Source organism: Amycolatopsis sp. NPDC104819 (assembly GCF_055583145.1).
The window spans coordinates 599,845-616,142 of sequence record NZ_JBVJON010000004.1 but is presented as its reverse complement, the minus strand read 5'-3'; the positions used below and the strand labels follow the sequence as shown (position 1 = coordinate 616,142).

Here is a 16,298-nt window from a genome sequence, read left to right as displayed (position 1 = left end):
TCATGTCGCCTGGCGACATGAATGAGTCATTCACGGCATCGGATTCAGTCGGCGAGGGCCAGGAGATCGCCCTCGGGGACCGGCTCCGGTTCGGGAGCCGGGCGCTTGCGGGCCACCAGGCCGCTGATCGCGATCAGCAGGCCCAGCACCGCGATCCCGGTGACCACGCTCAGCGCCGGGGTCAGCCCGGTCAGCAGCGCGGCCGGCGAGGCCTCACGGCCGCCGTTGGCGGTCAGCACCGCCGTCACCACCGCGAGCCCGATCGCGCCGCCGACCTGCAGCGACGTGTTCAGCAGGCCACCGGCCAGCCCCTGCTCGTCGTCCGAAATCCCGGCTGTCCCCTGGATGTTGAGGGACGAGAACGCCAGCGTGAAGCCGATGCCGAGCAGGATCATGCTGGGCAGGACGTACCCCGCGTAACCCGAGTGCTCGTCCACGCGCAGGAACAGCGCGTAGCCCAGCACGTGGGCGACGACGCCCGCGAAGATCGTGCGCGGCGTGCCGACCCGGTCGATCAGCGGCTCGATGCGCGGCGAGCCGAACGCCACGATCAGCGCCGCCGGCAGGAACCCGAGCGCGGTCTGCAGTGCGGACCAGCCGAGGACCCGCTGCAGGTAGAGCATCACGACGAACTGGAACCCGATGTACGCGCCGAAGAACAGTGCGCCGCCGAGGTTCGCCCTCGCCAGCGGCCCCGACTTGAGGATTCCCAGCCGCAGCAACGGGTGGGCGCTGCGCTTCTCGATGACCACGAACGTCACGAGCAGGGCGAGCGCGACGGCGAACGTGATCAGCGTGCGCGGCGCCGCCCAGCCGATCTCGGGCGCCTCGACAACGCCGAACACCAGCAGCAGGGAGCCGGCGGCGCCGGTGATGGCGCCCGGGAAGTCGTACCCGCGGCCTTCTTCGCGCCGGTAGGACGGGATCAGCTTCCAGGCCGCGACAAACGCGACCAGCGCGATCGGCGCGGGCAGCAGGAACGTCCAGCGCCAGCCGACCTCGGTCAGCAGGCCGGAGAACACCAGCCCGGCGGAGTACCCGCTGGCGCCGAACACGGCGAAGATGCTGATCGCCTTGTTGCGGGCGGGACCTTCGTGGAACGTCGTGGTGATGATGGACAGGGCGGCCGGCGCCGTGAACGCGGCGGCGAGTCCCTTGATGAAGCGGCTGGCGATCAGCAGCGCGCCGTCGTCGACGAGGCCGCCGAGCAGCGAGGCCAGCGCGAACACAGCGACGGCGACCAGGAACACCCGGCGGCGGCCGAGCAGGTCGGCGGTGCGGCCGCCGAGCAGCAGCAGGCCGCCGTACCCCAGCACGTACCCGCTGACGACCCATTGCAGTGCGTTCGTGGACAGGCCGAGGTCGGCCTGGATGGCCGGGAGGGCGACCCCGACCATCGATACGTCGAGCGCGTCGAGGCCGATGACGATCGAGACGGTGAGCAGGACACCCCAGAGACGTGCATCCCACCGGGTCGAGGTGGTGGACAAGGCAGCGGAAGAGCTCATGGCGGCGACAGTACATGCATACGCATCTAATGTCTAAGCATTTAATGTCTTTGCATCTGATGTGCGCGCATGCTAAGTTGGTCGCTGTGAGCGACGTCGCCGAGCAAGGCCTGGTGCAGGAGTGGCACGAACTTCTGGCGCGGTATTCGGCCGTGTTCGGCACGCTCGAGTGCCGCCTGCAGGAGCGCCACGGCATCGGCGCGAACGAGTTCGAAGCCCTCGAACGGCTCGCGACCTGCGACTTCCAGTGCCGCTCGGCCGACCTCACCGGCGCGATCCACCTCAGCCAGAGCGCGACTTCACGCCTGGTGGCCCGCCTGGAGAAGGAAGGCCTGGTCCAGCGCGCGCTCTGCGACGTCGACCGGCGCGGGATCTTCGTGACCCTGACCGACGCCGGCCGCAAGCGCTACCTCGAGGCGAAGCGAACTCACCGCGAAGTGCTGAACGAGACGCTACGTTAGCCCACGGGCCCTTCGATGGCCTTGACCTGCACTTGCCGCTGAGCGCCGGAGGCGTTCGACACCGTCAGCGTCAGCTGGTCACCCGGGTGGTGGGTGTCCATCACCGTGGTCAGCGTGGTCGCCGAGTCGACCGGCGTGCCGTTGATGGCCGTGATCACGTCGCCGGCCGCCAGGCCCGCGTCCTGCGCCGGGCCGCTCGCGACGACGTCGCGCACCTGGGCGCCCTGGCCCTGGCCGTCGGCGACCGAGACGCCGATGAACGCCGTCTTGCCGATGTGGATCTTGTCGGTGGCCGTGCCCGCGACGATCTTGTGCGCGATGTCGACGGCCTGGTTGATCGGGATCGCGAAGCCCTGGCCGCCCGCGCCGCTGCGGCGGCCGTTGAGCTGGTAGCCGGTGGACGCGGCGGTGTCGACGCCGATCACCTGCGCGTTCGCGTTGACGAGCGGGCCGCCGGAGTCGCCGGACTCGATGTTCGCGCGGACCTGGATCAGCCCGGTGAGCTGCTCGGACGCCCCGCTGGATTCGTCGGAGGCGGTGATCGACTGGTCGAGCGCGCTCACCGTGCCGGGTGCGGGGACCGGGTCGCCGCCCTTGCCGCCGGCGTTGCCGAGCCCGAGGATCTGGTCGCCGACCTTGACCGTCGACGAGTCGCCGATCGACGCGGTCGGCAGCCCCGACGCGTCCTGGAGCTGCAGGACCGCGATGTCCTCGCTGCGGTCGTAGCCGACGACCTCGGCCTTGTAGGTGTCGCCGGTGCCGATGCTGGTGACCTTGATGCTGGTCGCGCCCGCGACGACGTGGTTGTTCGTGAGCACCTCGCCGTCCGGCGTGAGCACGATGCCGGTGCCCGCCGCGGCCGCGCCCTGCAGCCCGAGCTCGGTGTTGACGTTGACGATGGCCGGGTTGACCTTCGCGGACACGGCGTCGACGTCGAGCACGGTGGCCGACGCGGTGGGCTGCCCGGAGAAGCCGAAGTTCTGGTTGCCGGCGGCCGTCGGGTTGTTCACCGAGATCAGGTGCCCGATGCCGAGCCCGGCGACCACCGCCAGGGCGACCGCGACGACGGCGACGGTCAGCGCGCGCAGCGGCCGCCGGCGCGGGGGCTGCGGAACGGGCGGCGGGTAGCCGTAGCCGGGAGCCTGGCCGTAGAAGCCCTGGGGCTGGGTGTACTGCGGCGGGTACGAGCGTCCCCACTGGTCACGGGCCTGGCCGTACTGGTCGTAAGGCTGCTGGCCGTACTGCTCGTACGGCTGCTGCGGGTACCCCTGGCCGTAGTGGCCCCGCGGGTCACCCTGGCCGTAGCCGTACGGGTACTCGCCGCCGCCCTGCGGTCCTCGGTCGTACTCACTCATGCACAGCTCCAGCCCTCGACCAGCCTCCGGCCCCTCCAGGAAACGCCGCGTTCCTGAGAATTTCCTGGCGTCGATCCATGGAGTTGCTGTGGATGTACCCGCGACGACCTTCCGGCATGCCGACGTGATCCACGTTACGCCGGAACCACCCCCCGCCGGATCGAGGCCGTCAGGCGGTCCGCGTGCTCGCCCACGGCCGCCACCTCGGGCGGAGCCGCCGCGCCGGAGTGGATCTCGATGCTGATCCCGGCGGTCGTCGCCGCGGCCCGGGCCGCCTCCGCCACCGCCGCCAGGTCGGTGGCCGGCAGCGGGTCCGGCGGCACCCGGTCCGCCAGGTCCAGCACGGCGGCCGCGGCGGTGATCACCTCCGCCGCCGGTGCGCACGCGCGCCGGCGCGCCTCGGCCACCGCGAGCTCCCGCGCTTCGCCGGGCGGCAGCCGATGGGCCCGGGCGAGCATGGCCGCCGCGTGCGCCTCCTTCTCCGCCAGCCGCAACGCGTGCATGCTCAGCGCCCCGGCCTCGCGCCCGTCGGGCGACGCCTTGCCGACCAAGGCCGCCGCCTGTGCGACGTGCAACGCCGCCGTCGCCCCGCCGCCCGGGGAGGCCTCGGACGCGAGGGCCTTCAGGAAGTCACTCAGGATCTGGTCACGCACGACTCACCGCCGGATTCGTTCCATGCCGGGGTCGACCAGTGGCTCGGCGGCCACGGTGGCCGCGACCCGGCGACCGAAGTACTCGATTTCGACACTGCTGCCGACGTCCGCCGACGCCGGGAGCCAGGCGTAGGCGATCGGCCGGCCGATCGTGTAGCCGTAGGCCGCGCTGGTGACGTACCCCGCCGCGACGCCGTCGACGAACACCGGTTCCTTGCCCAGCACGACCGTGCGGCCGTCGTCGACCGTGAGGCACCGGAGCCGCCGTGACGCGGTTTCCTCGCTGCGCCCCGCGATCGCGTCACTGCCGGCGAACGGCCCCTTGGCCGGACGCACCGCGAAGCCGATCCCGGCCTCGTACGGATCGTGCTCGGTGGTCATGTCGGTGCCCCACAGCCGGTAGCCCTTCTCCAGGCGCAGGCTGTTGAACGCCGCGCGTCCGGCCGCGATCACCCCGAGCGGCTGGCCGGCCGCCCACAGCGCGTCCCACAGCCGCAGGCCGTTGTCCGCGCTGGTGTAGATCTCCCAGCCGAGTTCGCCCACATAGGACAGTCGCATCGCGACGACCGGCACTCCGGCGATACGTGCCTCGCGCGCCCGGAAGTACTTCAACCCCGTGTGCGAGAAGTCTTCCCGGCTCAACGGCTGGACGAGGTCGCGCGCCAGCGGCCCCCACACGCCGATGCAGCACGTGCCGCCGGTGGTGTCCCGCACCTGCACCCCGGCCGGCGCGTGCTTCACGAAGTGGTCGACGTCGATGTTCCCGTTGATCCCGACCTGAAACCGCTCCGGCCCGAGCCGGGCCACCGTGACGTCGCTGCGGACGCCACCCGCGTCGTCCAGCATCAGCGTGTAGGTGACCGACCCGACCGACTTCTCCAGCTGGTTCGTGGTCAATGACTGCAGGAACGCCAGTGCTCCGGTTCCGCTGACCTCCACGCGCTTCAGCGGTGTCATGTCGTACATCGCGACACCGTTGCGCGTGTGCCAGGCCTCGGCGGCCGCGATCGGCGAGTGGAACTGCGCCGACCACGCGTCGCGCGCCGGCGGGAGCGCGTCGTGCGGCAGCTTCTTCAGCAGCGGCGCGTTGGCCTCGAACCAGTGCGGCCGCTCCCAGCCGCCCGCCTCGAGGAACACCGCGCCCAGCTCCCGCTGCCGCACGTGGAACGGCGTCACGCGCAGATCGCGCGGGGAAAGTTTGGGCTGCAACGGGTGCAGGATGTCGTAGACCTCGACGAAGTTCTGCTGCGCCGTTTCGTGCACATAGGACGGTGCGAGCTGGACGTCTTCGAAGCGGTGCACGTCGATGTCGTGCACGTCCACTTCGGAATGTCCGTCGACGAGCAGCTCGGCGACGGCCTTGGCGATGCCCGCCGAGTGCGTCACCCAGATCGCTTCGGCCAGCCAGAAGCCGCGGACGTCGGCCGACTCGCCGACCAGCGACTGGCCGTCCGGGGTGAAGGAGAAGATCCCGTTGAAGCCCTCCTCGACCTTGGTCTGCCGCAACGCGGGCAGCAGCAGCTTGCTCTCCTCCCACGACGGCGCGAAGTCGTCCTCGGTGAAAGGCAGCATCGACGGCATCGCGGTCTCGGTCACCGACGGGTCCAAAGTGGACTCGTCGACCGGCATCGGCCGGTGTGCGTAGGACCCGATGCCGATCCGGTCGACGTGCTCGCGGAAGTACAGGTCCTGGTCCTGGTGGCGCAGGATCGGCAGGCTCGCCTCGACCGCTTCGGTGTTGCGCCCGACCAGCTCGTCGACGCGTCCGGTCTTGACGTACTGGTGGGCCAGCGGCAGCAGCGGCACGTCCATGCCGACCATCGCGCCGATCTCACGGCCCCAGAACCCGGCGCACGACACGACGACGTCCGCCGGGAAGTCACCCTGGTCGGTCCGGACGCCGGTGACACGCCCACCTTCCTGCAGGACGTCGGTCACCCGAGTCGAGCCGACGAACCGGGCCCCCCGCGCGGTGGCCCGTTCGGCGAGGACTTCGACGGCTTTCGCGGCCCGCGCGAGGCCGTCGGTCGGGGTGTGCAGCGCGCCGAAGACCTGCGACCCGTCGAGCAGTGGCCAGCGGTCGACGCATTCGCCGGCGTCGATGATCGAGCCGGGCACACCCCACGACGTCGCCCAGCCGTGCTTGCGTTTGAGGTCCTCCCAGCGCGCCGGAGTGGTCGCGACCTCCATGCCGCCGACCTGCAGAAAACAGTCCAGCTCCAGCAGCTTTGCGACGGTGTATTTCGCGAACTCCGTCATCGACTTGGACGCGTTCGTCTGGAAGACCAGGCCGGGCGCGTGCGAGGTCGACCCGCCGGTGCGCGGCAAGGGACCTTGGTCGAGCACGGTGACGTCGGCCCAGCCGCGGGCGGTCAGCTCGTCGGCGAGGTTCGCGCCGACGATGCCGGCGCCGATGATCACGACTTTCGGTGCGGTCATGGCGGAACTCCTAACGGAAAACGACGGTGCTGTTGCCGTTCAGCAGAACGCGGCGTTCGCAGTGCCAGCGCACCGCGCGGGAGAGGGCGAGGGCTTCGGCGTCGCGGCCGACGGTCACCAGCTCGCGCGGCGAGTAGGTATGGTCTACGCGCGCGACCTCCTGCTCGATGATCGGGCCCTCGTCGAGGTCGGGCGTGACGTAGTGCGCGGTCGCGCCGACGTACTTGACCCCGCGGTCGTAGGCCTGGTGGTAGGGCTTGGCGCCCTTGAAGCCGGGCAGGAACGAGTGGTGGATGTTGATCGCGCGGCCTTCGAGCTTGAGGCACAGGTCGTTGGACAGCACCTGCATGTACCGCGCGAGCACCACGAGGTCGGCCTGGTACTCACCGACCAGGTCGAGCAGCCGCTGTTCCGCCTCGGGTTTGGCCTCCGGGGTCACCGGGACGTGCTCGAACGGCACCCCGGCCGCCTCGCACATCGGCCGCAGGTCCTCGTGGTTCGAGACGACCACGGCGATGTCCGCGCCGAGACTGCCCGCGCGCCAGCGGAAGAGCAGATCGTTGAGGCAGTGCCCGAACTTCGACACCATCACGAGGAGCCGCGGTGGCGTCCCGTCGGAGAGGTCGAACTCCATCCCGAAGCCCCCGGCCACCACCGCGAAGTCGCGGCGCAGATCATCCACTGTGGTCGGTTCGGGTGCGGTGAACGACGTGCGGAGGAACAGCGAGCCGCGGACGTCGTCGTCGAACTGCTGGTGCTCGACGATGTCACAGCCCTGCCCGACGAGGAACGTCGTCACGGCGTGCACGATGCCCGAGCGTTCGGGGCACTTGAGCGTCAAGGTGAAGGTCACGGGACGTACTCCAGACTCGCATCGGCCAGCCAGGCTTTGAAGTAGTCCGAAAAGGACTGTCGCACGAGGATCGTGAAGCCGTCTTCGCGGACCATGAGCACGATCCCGGTGCGCGCGAACAACGTCTGCACGCACGTACCCGGTGGCGACATCTCCAGGTCGACCGAGCATCCGTGCGCCAGCACGTCGACAGCGTGCGCCCCGGTGAGCTGCACGGTCACCCGCTGACACGAAACATCCGTGACGGCCAAAACGGAGCTTTCACGTGAAAGCTCGGCCTCCAGGTCGGAGCTTTCACGTGAAAGCTCCGGCCCCAGGACCAGGTACTCGTCCGGGCCCATCCAGAGGATGTCGATGCCGTGGGTGCTGGTGAACGTGCACGGCCCGGGCAGGTCGACGCCGAGCAGGTGGTGCCCGTCGCGGAGGCGGACGGTGAGCTGGGTGCGGAACGGTTCTTCGACCGCGTCAACCGTCACGGCGGGCTCCTTCCTTGTCGAAGAGCACGGATTCGGTCACCGTCACCGGCACGACCTGGTCGCCGACCGGGACGTACAGCGTCTCGCCGACGCGCTCACGGCCCGAGCGCACCAGGGCCAGCGCGAAGGTGCGGCCGAGGGCGGCGCTGTCGTAGCTGGAGGTGACGTGCCCGAGCATCCGCACCGGTGGTTCGGGCACAGTTTCGGACTCGATGACCTGTCCCCCTTCCGGCAGCAACACCGACGGATCGACGGGGAGCAAACCAACCAGGTGTTTGCGGTCCGGGCGGTTGTTCTCGGCGCGGGCGAACGAGCGCTTGCCGAGGAAGTCGGCCTTCTTCTTGGACACCGCCCAGGACATGCCGAGGTCCTGCGGGGTGACCGTGCCGTCGGTGTCCTGGCCGATGATCGGGTAGCCCTTCTCGGCGCGCAGGACGTGCATGGTCTCGGTGCCGTACGGCATGGCGCCCTGTTCCACAATGGACTCCCAGAGCGCGAGCCCATACCACGAAGGCACGTTGATCTCGTACGCCAGCTCGCCGGAGAAGCTGATCCGGCAGACGCGCGCCTGCAGCCCGGCGACCTCGGCGTCCTGCCAGGTCATGAACCCGAACGCCTCGTTGCTCACGTCAAGACCCGGTGCAAGAGCGCCCAGGACCTCCCGCGAACGCGGGCCGACCAACGGAATGGTGGCCCAGTGCTCGGTGACCGACGTCGCGAAGACACGCAGGTGCGGCCACTCCGTCTGGAGCCACTCCTCCATCCACTCGAGCACCATCGCCGCGTTGCCGGTCGTGGTGGTGACGAGGAAGCGCTCCTCGCCGACGCGGATGACCGTGCCGTCGTCGATCACCATGCCGTCGAAGCCGCACATCACGCCGTAGCGGATCCGGCCGACCTTGAGGTTGCTCATCATGTTCGTGTAGAGCATGTCGAGGAACGCGCCGGCGTCCGGGCCCTGGACGTCGATCTTGCCCAAAGTGGACCCGTCCATCAGCGCGACGTCGGTCCGCGCCGCCCGGCATTCGCGCTGGACGGCGTCGGGCATCGACTCGCCGGGCCGCGGGTAGTACCACGGCCGTTTCCACTGGCCGACGTTCTCGAACTCGGCCCCGTGCTCGACGTGCCACGGGTGGATCATCGTGACCCGCACGGGATCGTGCAGCTCACCGCGGTTCCGCCCGGCTAGCGCGGCGAACGACACCTGCGTGTACGGCGGCCGGAACGTCGTCGGGCGCTGGGTCGCCAAGTCGACACCGAGGGCTTCGGCGGTGATGCCCGCGGCGAGGAGGCCGGACGTCTTGCCCTGGTCGTGCGCGGTGCCGATCGTCGTGTAGCGCTTGATGTGCTCCAGCGAGCGAAGCCCGGCGCCGGTCGCGCGCAGGACGTCCGACACGGTGGCGTCACGCTGCTGGTCGACGAACCGGGTGTCCACTTCGGACTCCGGCGCGGGCACCTGCCAAAGGATCTTCGTCTCCGGCAGCCCTTCGCCCGCCGCGGCACCCACAACGCTCACGTTCGGCAGTTCACCGTCCGGGACGTACGCACCGAGCCCGGCGTCGTACCGCAGCGTGCCGCGAGCCTGGCTGTAGAGGTGGACGGCCGGGTTCCAGCCGCCGGACACGAGCAGCAGGTCGCACTCGACCCGCTCCCCCTGCGTTTCTCCCAGCGGAGCGACGTGGGCGGCGGTGATGTGGGTGTCGCCGTCGGTGCCGATGACGCCGTAGCCCTCGCGGGCGTCGACGATCCGCACGATCTCGGCGCCGGCCGCCGCCAGGTCGGAGGCGGCCTCGAGCGCGGAGTCGTTGGTGGTGAACACGACCACGCGCCGCCCGGCCAGAACGCCGTACCGGTTCAGGTACGTGCGCGCGGCACCGGCGAGCATGATGCCCGGACGGTCGTTGTCCGGGAAGACGATCGGCCGCTCGTGCGCGCCGGTGGCCAGCACGATCTTGCGAGCCCGGATCCGCCACACCCGTTGCCGCGAGATCCGTTCGGGCGCGGCGGGCTCGCCCCGGCGCTCCAAAGCCAGCACGAACCCGTCGTCGTAGATGCCGAACGCCGTCGTGCGCGAAAGGAACCGGACGCCCTCCGGAGCTTCACCGCCGGGCTGGTCGTCCACGAGCAGGACCCGGCCTTCGGCTTCGGCCGCGGCGGCCCGGCCCGCGGGTCCGGCGCCGACGACCAGGACGTCGCAGTGGGCATGCTTGGCGTCATATCGCGCCGGGTCCGGTTCTGCGGCGAGCCGCCCCTGACCGCGCAGGCCGCGAGCCTTCAGGCCGTCGTACAGCTCGACGGTGGTGGCCGACAGCATCGGCTCCGGGAACGGCGCTTCGATCTGGACCAGGGCGTTCGAGTCCTCGACGCCGGCGGCGACGATGCCGCGCGGCCGGCCGTACTTGATGCTGGTCGCGACCTGGTGGATCCCGTTGGCCAGCAACGCGGAAGCCAGGGTGTCGCCGAGGAAACCGGTCAGCTCGCGGCCGTCGAAGGTGAACTTGAGCGGGACGCCGGACAGCCGGGTCATGGGATCACCGGCTTGGGTTCGTCGAGGCGGTAGACCGCCAGGAGGTCGTGGGTGCGGGTGTCGCGCACGGCGTTGAACCACCGGCGGCAGCCCGCGGAGTGGCTCCAGCGCTCGGCGAGCGGGCCGCTCGGGTTGGCGCGGAAGAAGACGAACTTCGCCCAGTCCTCATCGGACAGTGCGGCGGGATCCTCGGGGTAGGCGACGTGGGCCTGGCCGCCGTAGTGGAACTCGGCCTCTTCACGCGGCCCGCACCACGGGCAGGGAATGAGTTGCACAGGGACTCCTAGTGGGCCACGGCGGCGGCGCCGTGCTCGTCGACGAGGGAACCGGTGGTGAACCGGTCCAAAGTGAATGGTTCGGCGTACTCGTGGGGTTTGCCTCGCGCGATGGTCGCCGCGAAGACGTCGCCGACCCCGGGTGTGGCCTTGAAGCCGCCGGTGCCCCAGCCGCAGTTGAGGAACAAGTTCTCCACCGGGGTGAGCCCGATGATCGGCGACGCGTCCGGGCTGACGTCGACGATGCCCGCCCACGTCCGCAGCAGGTGCGCCCGGGCGAACACCGGGAACAGCTCCAGCGCGGCGGCCATCTGCTGCTCGATGATGTGGAACGAGCCGCGCTGGCCGTAACCGTTGTAGCTGTCGATGCCCGCGCCCATCACGAGTTCACCCTTGTGCGCCTGGGAAACGTAGACGTGTACGGCGTTCGACATGACGACCGTGGGGTGGATCGGCTCCAGCAGTTCGGACACCAAGGCCTGCAAGGGATGGGACACGAGCGGCAGGTCCAGGCCGACCATCCTCGCGAGCACCGACGAGTGCCCGGCGGCGCACAGCGCGACCTTGCCCGCGGCGATCCGGCCCCGCGACGTCTCGACGCCGGTGACCCGGCCGTCCACTGTGGAGATGCCGGTGACCTCGCAGTTCTGGATGAGGTCGACCCCCAGTTCGTGCGCGGCCCGCGCGAATCCCCAAGCGACGTAGTCATGCTTCGCGATACCCGCGCGCGGCTGGAAGGTCGCGCCGAGCACCGGATACCGGACGTCGGGCGAGGTGTTGACGATCGGGCAGATCTCCTTGACGCCGTCGGCGTCCACCCATTCGGCGTCGATGCCGTTGAGCTTGTTGGCCTCGACCCGGCGGACGCTGTCGCGGACGTCCTGCAGGCTGTGCGCGAGGTTCAGCACCCCGCGCTGGCTGAAGAGGATCGGGTAACCGAGGTCCTCTTCGAGGCCTTCCCACAGCTTGAGGGAGTGCTCGTAGATGCCGGAACTTTCGTCCCAGAGGTAGTTGGAGCGGATGATCGTGGTGTTGCGGGCCATGTTGCCGCCCGCGAGCCAGCCCTTCTCCAGCACGGCGACGTTGGTGATGCCGTGCACCTTGGCCAGGTAGTACGCGGTGGCGAGGCCGTGCCCGCCGCCGCCGACCACGATCACGTCGTAGGCGCGCTGGGGCTCGGGGTTGTCCCAGAGGAAGTCCGGGTGCTCCGGCAGGTCCGCGCCGGGTGTGCGGGTCATCGGGTCTCCTGCGGGTAGGACGGGAACGGCTCGGCCAAGGTCCGCTGCCGGCGCTCCGGTCCGGCCGCGACGACCTGTGCGATGAGCTGGTGCTCCTTCGCCGGGCGCTCAACCTCGGCCACGTCGACCCGGAAGTCCTTTCCGGACACAACGTGGCCGGAGGCGATCATCTCGAGCGTCGACCGCCGGCGGTGCAGCTCGGCGCCGATCGCTTCGGCCACGACCGGGTCGTAGCCGGCCGGGGAGCGGTTGAGCGCTGGGGCGATCGTCGAGGTCATCACGAACCTTCCGTGGTCGACTTCTGATATATCAATCGTCGATGTAGGCTAAGCGGCATGCACCCGCAGGTCAATCCCCCGTCGCTGGCCGAACAGGCGTACGTCTTCGTCCGCGACCGCCTGGTCATGCTCGACATCCGGCCGGGCGAGCCCATCAACGAGGAGTGGCTCGGCACCACGCTCGGCATGGGCCGCACGCCGATCCGCGAAGCGCTGAAACGGCTGGAGTCCGAACGGCTGGTCGTCGCCTACCCGCGGCGGGGCACGTTCGCCACCGACGTCAACATCTCCGACCTCGCGCACATCTCCGAGGTCCGGCGCACGCTCGAGCCGATGGCGACGGCCGCCGCGGCCGAGCGCGCGACCGCGGCCGACCGGGCGACGCTCACCGAGCTGCGCGCGCAGCTCGACGCCGGCGTCCCGAGCGGGGACAACGCCGAGCTGCTGCGCACCGACCTCGCCCTGCACCGGGCGATCTACCGGTGCGTGCACAACCCGTTCCTCGAGGACACGCTGATCCGGTACGACAACCTCGCGACGCGGATCTGGTGCGTGTTCGTGCCGCGGCTGTCCGGGATGGCCGGCCACGTCGACGAGCACGTCCCCCTCCTCACCGCGATCATCGAGGGTGACGCCGAGAAGGCGGCCGCGCTGACGCTGGAGCACGTCACCGGGTTCGAGGCCGCCATCCGGGCGTTGATCTAGAACCCCAGCCGGGTGCGGACCCAGTCGTGGAACTCCCCGATGTGGTGCTCGCTGGGCACGAGCACCCCGCCGCCGGCGTAGGAGCGTGAGTCCATGGCGAGCTGGCAGCGTTCACACGCCTCGAAGTCCTGCAGGTTGACGCGGTGGAACAGCTCGACCGAGCGCGTCAGGTCGCGGCCCGACTCGACCACGCCGGGCAGGTAGAGCCAGTCGCAGCGCACCAGCGTCCGGTCCGGGGCCAGCGGGAACATCCGGTGGAGGATCACGTGGTCCGGCACCAGGTTGACGAACACCTGCGGGCGGACGGTGATGGCGTAGTACTTGCGGTCCTGGTCCTCGGTGACGCCGGGCAGCCGGTCGACCCCCTCGCTGCCGTCGATGGTGAACCCCTGGACGTCACCGCCGAACGCCGCACCGTGGCCGACGTAGTACTGCGCGGCGTACCCGTCGGCGAACTCCGGGAGGACCTCGGTGAGCTCGGGGTGGATCGTCGCGCAGTGGTAGCACTCCATGAAGTTCTCGATGATCTGTTTCCAGTTCGCCTTCACGTCGTACTCGATGCGCTTGCCGAGCGCGAGGCCGTCGACGCCGTACGCCTCGATCGCCTCCGCGCCGCCGAGCCGTTCGGTGACCGCGGCGACGACGGAGCCGTCGAACGGCGGCGGCTCGTCGGCCAGGCAGACCCACGCGTAACCGAGCCACTCGCGCAGGTGGACGCGGGTGAGGCCGAACGTCGTGCGGTCGACGTCCGGCATGCCGGTGAGGTTCGGCGCGGCGATCAGCTTGCCGTCGAGGCCGTAGGTCCAGGCGTGGTACGGGCACTGGAAGGCGCGCTTCACGGTGCCGGACTCTTCGGTGCAGAGCCGGGCGCCGCGGTGGCGGCAGACGTTGAGGAACGCGCTGAGCTTCCCGTCCCGCCCCCGCGAGACGAGCACGCTCTCCTTCCCGACCTGGACGGTCTCGAACGCCCCGGGCCCGGCGAGGTCCGCGCTGCGCACGGCGCAGAACCAGTCCGCCTCGAAGATCTTCGCCTGCTCCAGCGCGAAGATCGCCGGGTCGGTGTAGTAGGTGCCGGGCAGCGTGGCGAGCAGGCTCGGCGGCAGATCGGTAGTGGTCACCGGCGTGGTCCTCTCCGCGGATCAGGACGGGAGTTGCGCAGAACGCGTCTTGTTGCTCACTCCGGAACAGAGTGACTGCCACCCGGCAACGCTGTCAAGCCAGGTTTTTCAACGCCCACCAAGACTCCCGGCACGTTTCGGGCATCACCCGTGACTGGACGGGCATCACGCGTGATTGGGCGGGCATCATGCGTGACTGAGCGGGCATCAGCGCGATGCCTCTCCAATCACGCGTGATGCCCCTTCAATCACGAGTGATGCCTCTCGGATCACGCGAGTTACGGGTTGGCCGGGCCGTGGATGGCGCGGCGGAAGAGGGTTTCGATCTCCTCGCGGGACGGGCGGGGGTCGGCGAGGGCCGCCTGCATCAGCAGGCCGCAGAACAGGCCGGCCAGGAGACGGCCGGTCAGGGGGTCGGTGCGGGAGCCGAAGAACGCGATCAGCGCCTCGTCCCAGGCCGCGCTCGCCTTGCGGAGCCGGGGGCGGTGCAACGCCGCGACGTACAGGTCGTACTCGACGACCGTGTCGCGGTACTGCTCGTTGACGTACCCCATGACGAGGTCGGCGAGCGCCGTGGCGAAGTCGACGCCCGGCGGGAGGGCGGACTCCCACTCCTTCAGCGCGTGGACGTTCTTCTCCGCGGCCTCGACCAGCGCGACCTCCAGCAGGTCGTCCAGCGTCGCGAAGTGGTAGGTCGTCGAGCCGAGCGGCACCCCCGCGGCCGCCGCGACCGAACGGTGCGTGACCCCGTCGATCCCCCGCTGCGCGACCACCTCGATCGCCGCCTTGGCGATGCGCGCGCGGCGTTCGGGGTCGTTCGGGCCGCGGCGCCTCGCCGCGGCGGGTTCGCTCTTCGCCATCGAGCCCCCTTGTGGACATCTGTACACGTATCGCGTACAAATGTACGCACTCTTGACACGAAGCAGCCACTACCGATCCGGAAGGGGCCGCATGAAGGATCTTTACATCGACGGGGCCTGGTCCGACGCCGGCACGCACTCCGACGTGCTGAACCCCGCCACCGGCCAGGTGATCGAGCAGGTCGCCGAGGCCGGGCGCGAAGAGGTCGACGCCGCGGTCGGCGCCGCGCGGCGGGCCTTCGACGGCGGCCCGTGGCGGCGGACCACCGCCACCGAACGCGGTGAGCTCCTGCGCAAAGTCGCCGCCCTGCTGGTCCGCGACCGCGAGGAGCTGGCCCGCACCGAGAGCCTCGACACCGGCAAGACGCTGGGTGAAGGCCGCATCGACATCGACGACGTGACGAACGTCTTCCGCTACTACGCCGACCTCGCCGACAAGGACGCCGGACGCCTGGTCGACGCGGGCAGCGCGTCCGTCGTCAGCCGGATCGTGCACGAGCCGGTCGGCGTCTGCGTGCTCATCGCGCCGTGGAACTACCCGCTGCTCCAGATGTCCTGGAAGGTCGCCCCCGCGCTGGCCGCGGGCAACACGATCGTGCTCAAGCCGAGCGAAGTGACGCCGCTGACCACGATCAAGCTCGTCGCCCTGCTCGAGGAGGCCGGCACCCCACCGGGCGTCGTCAACCTGCTGCTCGGGCCGGGTCACGTCGGCGCGGCCATGGTCGAGCACCCGGCCGTCGACCTTGTCTCCTTCACCGGCGGGTACGCGACCGGCGAGAAGATCATGACGGCCGCCGCGAAGGGCGTCCGCCGGGTCGCCCTCGAGCTCGGCGGCAAGAACCCGAACGTGGTCTTCGACGACGCCGACTACGACACCGCCCTCGACTACGCGCTGATGGCCGCGTTCGTCCATTCGGGACAGGTCTGCTCGGCGGGCGCGCGCCTGATCGTCCAAGATGGAATCCATGACCGGTTCGTGGCGGACCTCGCCGCGCGCGCCGACCGGATCCGGGTCGGCGACGGCCTCGATCCCGGGACCGAGACGGGCCCGCTCGTCTCGGCGCAGCACCGCGCCAAGGTCGAGGGCTACATCGAAAGCGCTCTCGCCGAGGGCGCCACGCTCCGGGCGGGCGGCAAACGCCCCGAAGGCGCCCGGTACGAAAACGGTTTCTTCCTGCGCCCGACCGTGTTCAGCGACTGCACGAAAGACATGGCGGTCGTCCGGGAAGAGGTCTTCGGCCCGGTCGTCACCGTGGAACGCTTCACCGACGAGGCCGGCGCGATCGCCCTGGCCAACAACACCGAGTACGGGCTCGCCGGAGCCGTGTGGACGTCGGACGCGTCCCGCGCCCAGCGGGTCGCCGGGGCCCTGCGCCACGGCACCGTGTGGATCAACGACTACCACCCCTACCTGCCGCAGGCGGAGTGGGGCGGGTTCGGGAAGTCCGGCATCGGCCGCGAGCTCGGACCGTCCGGGCTGGCGGAGTACCAGGAGAGCAAGCACGTCTACCAGAACATCGATCCCGTTCCGCAGCACTGGTTCAAAGGCTGA

At 70.1% G+C, this 16,298-nt stretch carries 15 protein-coding genes; 3 read left to right on the top strand and 12 right to left on the bottom strand.

Annotation, left to right across the window (positions count from 1 at the left end; all coding sequences use genetic code 11):
- Positions 1–44 precede the first annotated feature (44 nt).
- Complete coding sequence (locus ACZ63E_RS15725) at positions 45–1,508, bottom strand: MFS transporter (protein WP_465336612.1); 1,464 nt, start codon at positions 1,506–1,508, stop codon at positions 45–47.
- Positions 1,509–1,594: 86 nt separating this feature from the next.
- On the opposite strand from ACZ63E_RS15725, the gene ACZ63E_RS15720 reads away from it, so the two are divergent.
- Positions 1,595–1,969: a MarR family winged helix-turn-helix transcriptional regulator gene (locus tag ACZ63E_RS15720; protein ID WP_465336611.1), complete on the top strand. Its 375-nt coding sequence runs from the start codon at positions 1,595–1,597 to the stop codon at positions 1,967–1,969.
- Here the strand turns inward: ACZ63E_RS15720 and ACZ63E_RS15715 are convergent.
- The 9 genes from ACZ63E_RS15715 to ACZ63E_RS15675 form a co-directional block, all read right to left on the bottom strand.
- On the bottom strand, positions 1,966–3,324 hold the full coding sequence (locus tag ACZ63E_RS15715; RefSeq protein WP_465336610.1) for a S1C family serine protease: 1,359 nt from the start codon (positions 3,322–3,324) through the stop codon (positions 1,966–1,968). The genes ACZ63E_RS15720 and ACZ63E_RS15715 overlap by 4 nt on opposite strands.
- A gap of 134 nt (positions 3,325–3,458) precedes the next feature.
- Positions 3,459–3,977, bottom strand: coding sequence for a cyclodeaminase/cyclohydrolase family protein (locus ACZ63E_RS15710; protein ID WP_465336609.1), 519 nt, complete (start codon positions 3,975–3,977; stop codon positions 3,459–3,461).
- Positions 3,978–3,980: 3 nt separating this feature from the next.
- Positions 3,981–6,416, bottom strand: coding sequence for a GcvT family protein (locus ACZ63E_RS15705; RefSeq protein ID WP_465336608.1), 2,436 nt, complete (start codon positions 6,414–6,416; stop codon positions 3,981–3,983).
- 10 nt (positions 6,417–6,426) lie between these two features.
- Positions 6,427–7,269, bottom strand: coding sequence for a formyltetrahydrofolate deformylase (gene purU / locus ACZ63E_RS15700; protein WP_465336607.1), 843 nt, complete (start codon positions 7,267–7,269; stop codon positions 6,427–6,429).
- On the bottom strand, positions 7,266–7,745 hold the full coding sequence (locus ACZ63E_RS15695; protein WP_465336606.1) for a sarcosine oxidase subunit gamma: 480 nt from the start codon (positions 7,743–7,745) through the stop codon (positions 7,266–7,268). The genes purU and ACZ63E_RS15695 overlap by 4 nt, the downstream gene beginning before the upstream one ends.
- Positions 7,735–10,272 (bottom strand): 2Fe-2S iron-sulfur cluster-binding protein, encoded by a 2,538-nt coding sequence (locus ACZ63E_RS15690; protein ID WP_465336605.1) that lies wholly within the window; start codon positions 10,270–10,272, stop codon positions 7,735–7,737. Before ACZ63E_RS15690 ends, ACZ63E_RS15695 begins: the two co-directional genes overlap by 11 nt.
- Positions 10,269–10,547: a sarcosine oxidase subunit delta gene (locus ACZ63E_RS15685; RefSeq protein WP_285475991.1), complete on the bottom strand. Its 279-nt coding sequence runs from the start codon at positions 10,545–10,547 to the stop codon at positions 10,269–10,271. The genes ACZ63E_RS15690 and ACZ63E_RS15685 overlap by 4 nt, the downstream gene beginning before the upstream one ends.
- Positions 10,548–10,555: 8 nt before the next feature.
- Positions 10,556–11,785 (bottom strand): sarcosine oxidase subunit beta family protein, encoded by a 1,230-nt coding sequence (locus ACZ63E_RS15680; RefSeq protein WP_465336604.1) that lies wholly within the window; start codon positions 11,783–11,785, stop codon positions 10,556–10,558.
- A complete protein-coding gene (locus tag ACZ63E_RS15675) occupies positions 11,782–12,063 on the bottom strand; it encodes a hypothetical protein (RefSeq protein ID WP_465336603.1) in 282 nt (93 codons plus the stop codon). Before ACZ63E_RS15675 ends, ACZ63E_RS15680 begins: the two co-directional genes overlap by 4 nt.
- Positions 12,064–12,120: 57 nt before the next feature.
- On the opposite strand from ACZ63E_RS15675, the gene ACZ63E_RS15670 reads away from it, so the two are divergent.
- Positions 12,121–12,768 carry a GntR family transcriptional regulator gene (locus tag ACZ63E_RS15670; protein WP_465336602.1) on the top strand — a complete coding sequence of 216 codons (648 nt, stop codon included), beginning with the start codon at positions 12,121–12,123 and terminating at the stop codon, positions 12,766–12,768.
- On the opposite strand, the gene ACZ63E_RS15665 is transcribed toward ACZ63E_RS15670, so the two are convergent.
- Together ACZ63E_RS15665 and ACZ63E_RS15660 are read right to left on the bottom strand one after the other, a co-directional pair.
- A complete protein-coding gene (locus ACZ63E_RS15665) occupies positions 12,765–13,886 on the bottom strand; it encodes an aromatic ring-hydroxylating oxygenase subunit alpha (RefSeq protein ID WP_465336601.1) in 1,122 nt (373 codons plus the stop codon). The genes ACZ63E_RS15670 and ACZ63E_RS15665 overlap by 4 nt on opposite strands.
- Positions 13,887–14,164: 278 nt before the next feature.
- Entirely contained in the window at positions 14,165–14,746 is a 582-nt protein-coding gene (locus ACZ63E_RS15660; protein ID WP_465336600.1) for a TetR/AcrR family transcriptional regulator, read from the bottom strand.
- Positions 14,747–14,837: 91 nt separating this feature from the next.
- Here ACZ63E_RS15660 and ACZ63E_RS15655 point away from each other — a divergent pair, with 91 nt between their 5' ends.
- Entirely contained in the window at positions 14,838–16,298 is a 1,461-nt protein-coding gene (locus tag ACZ63E_RS15655; RefSeq protein ID WP_465336599.1) for an aldehyde dehydrogenase family protein, read from the top strand.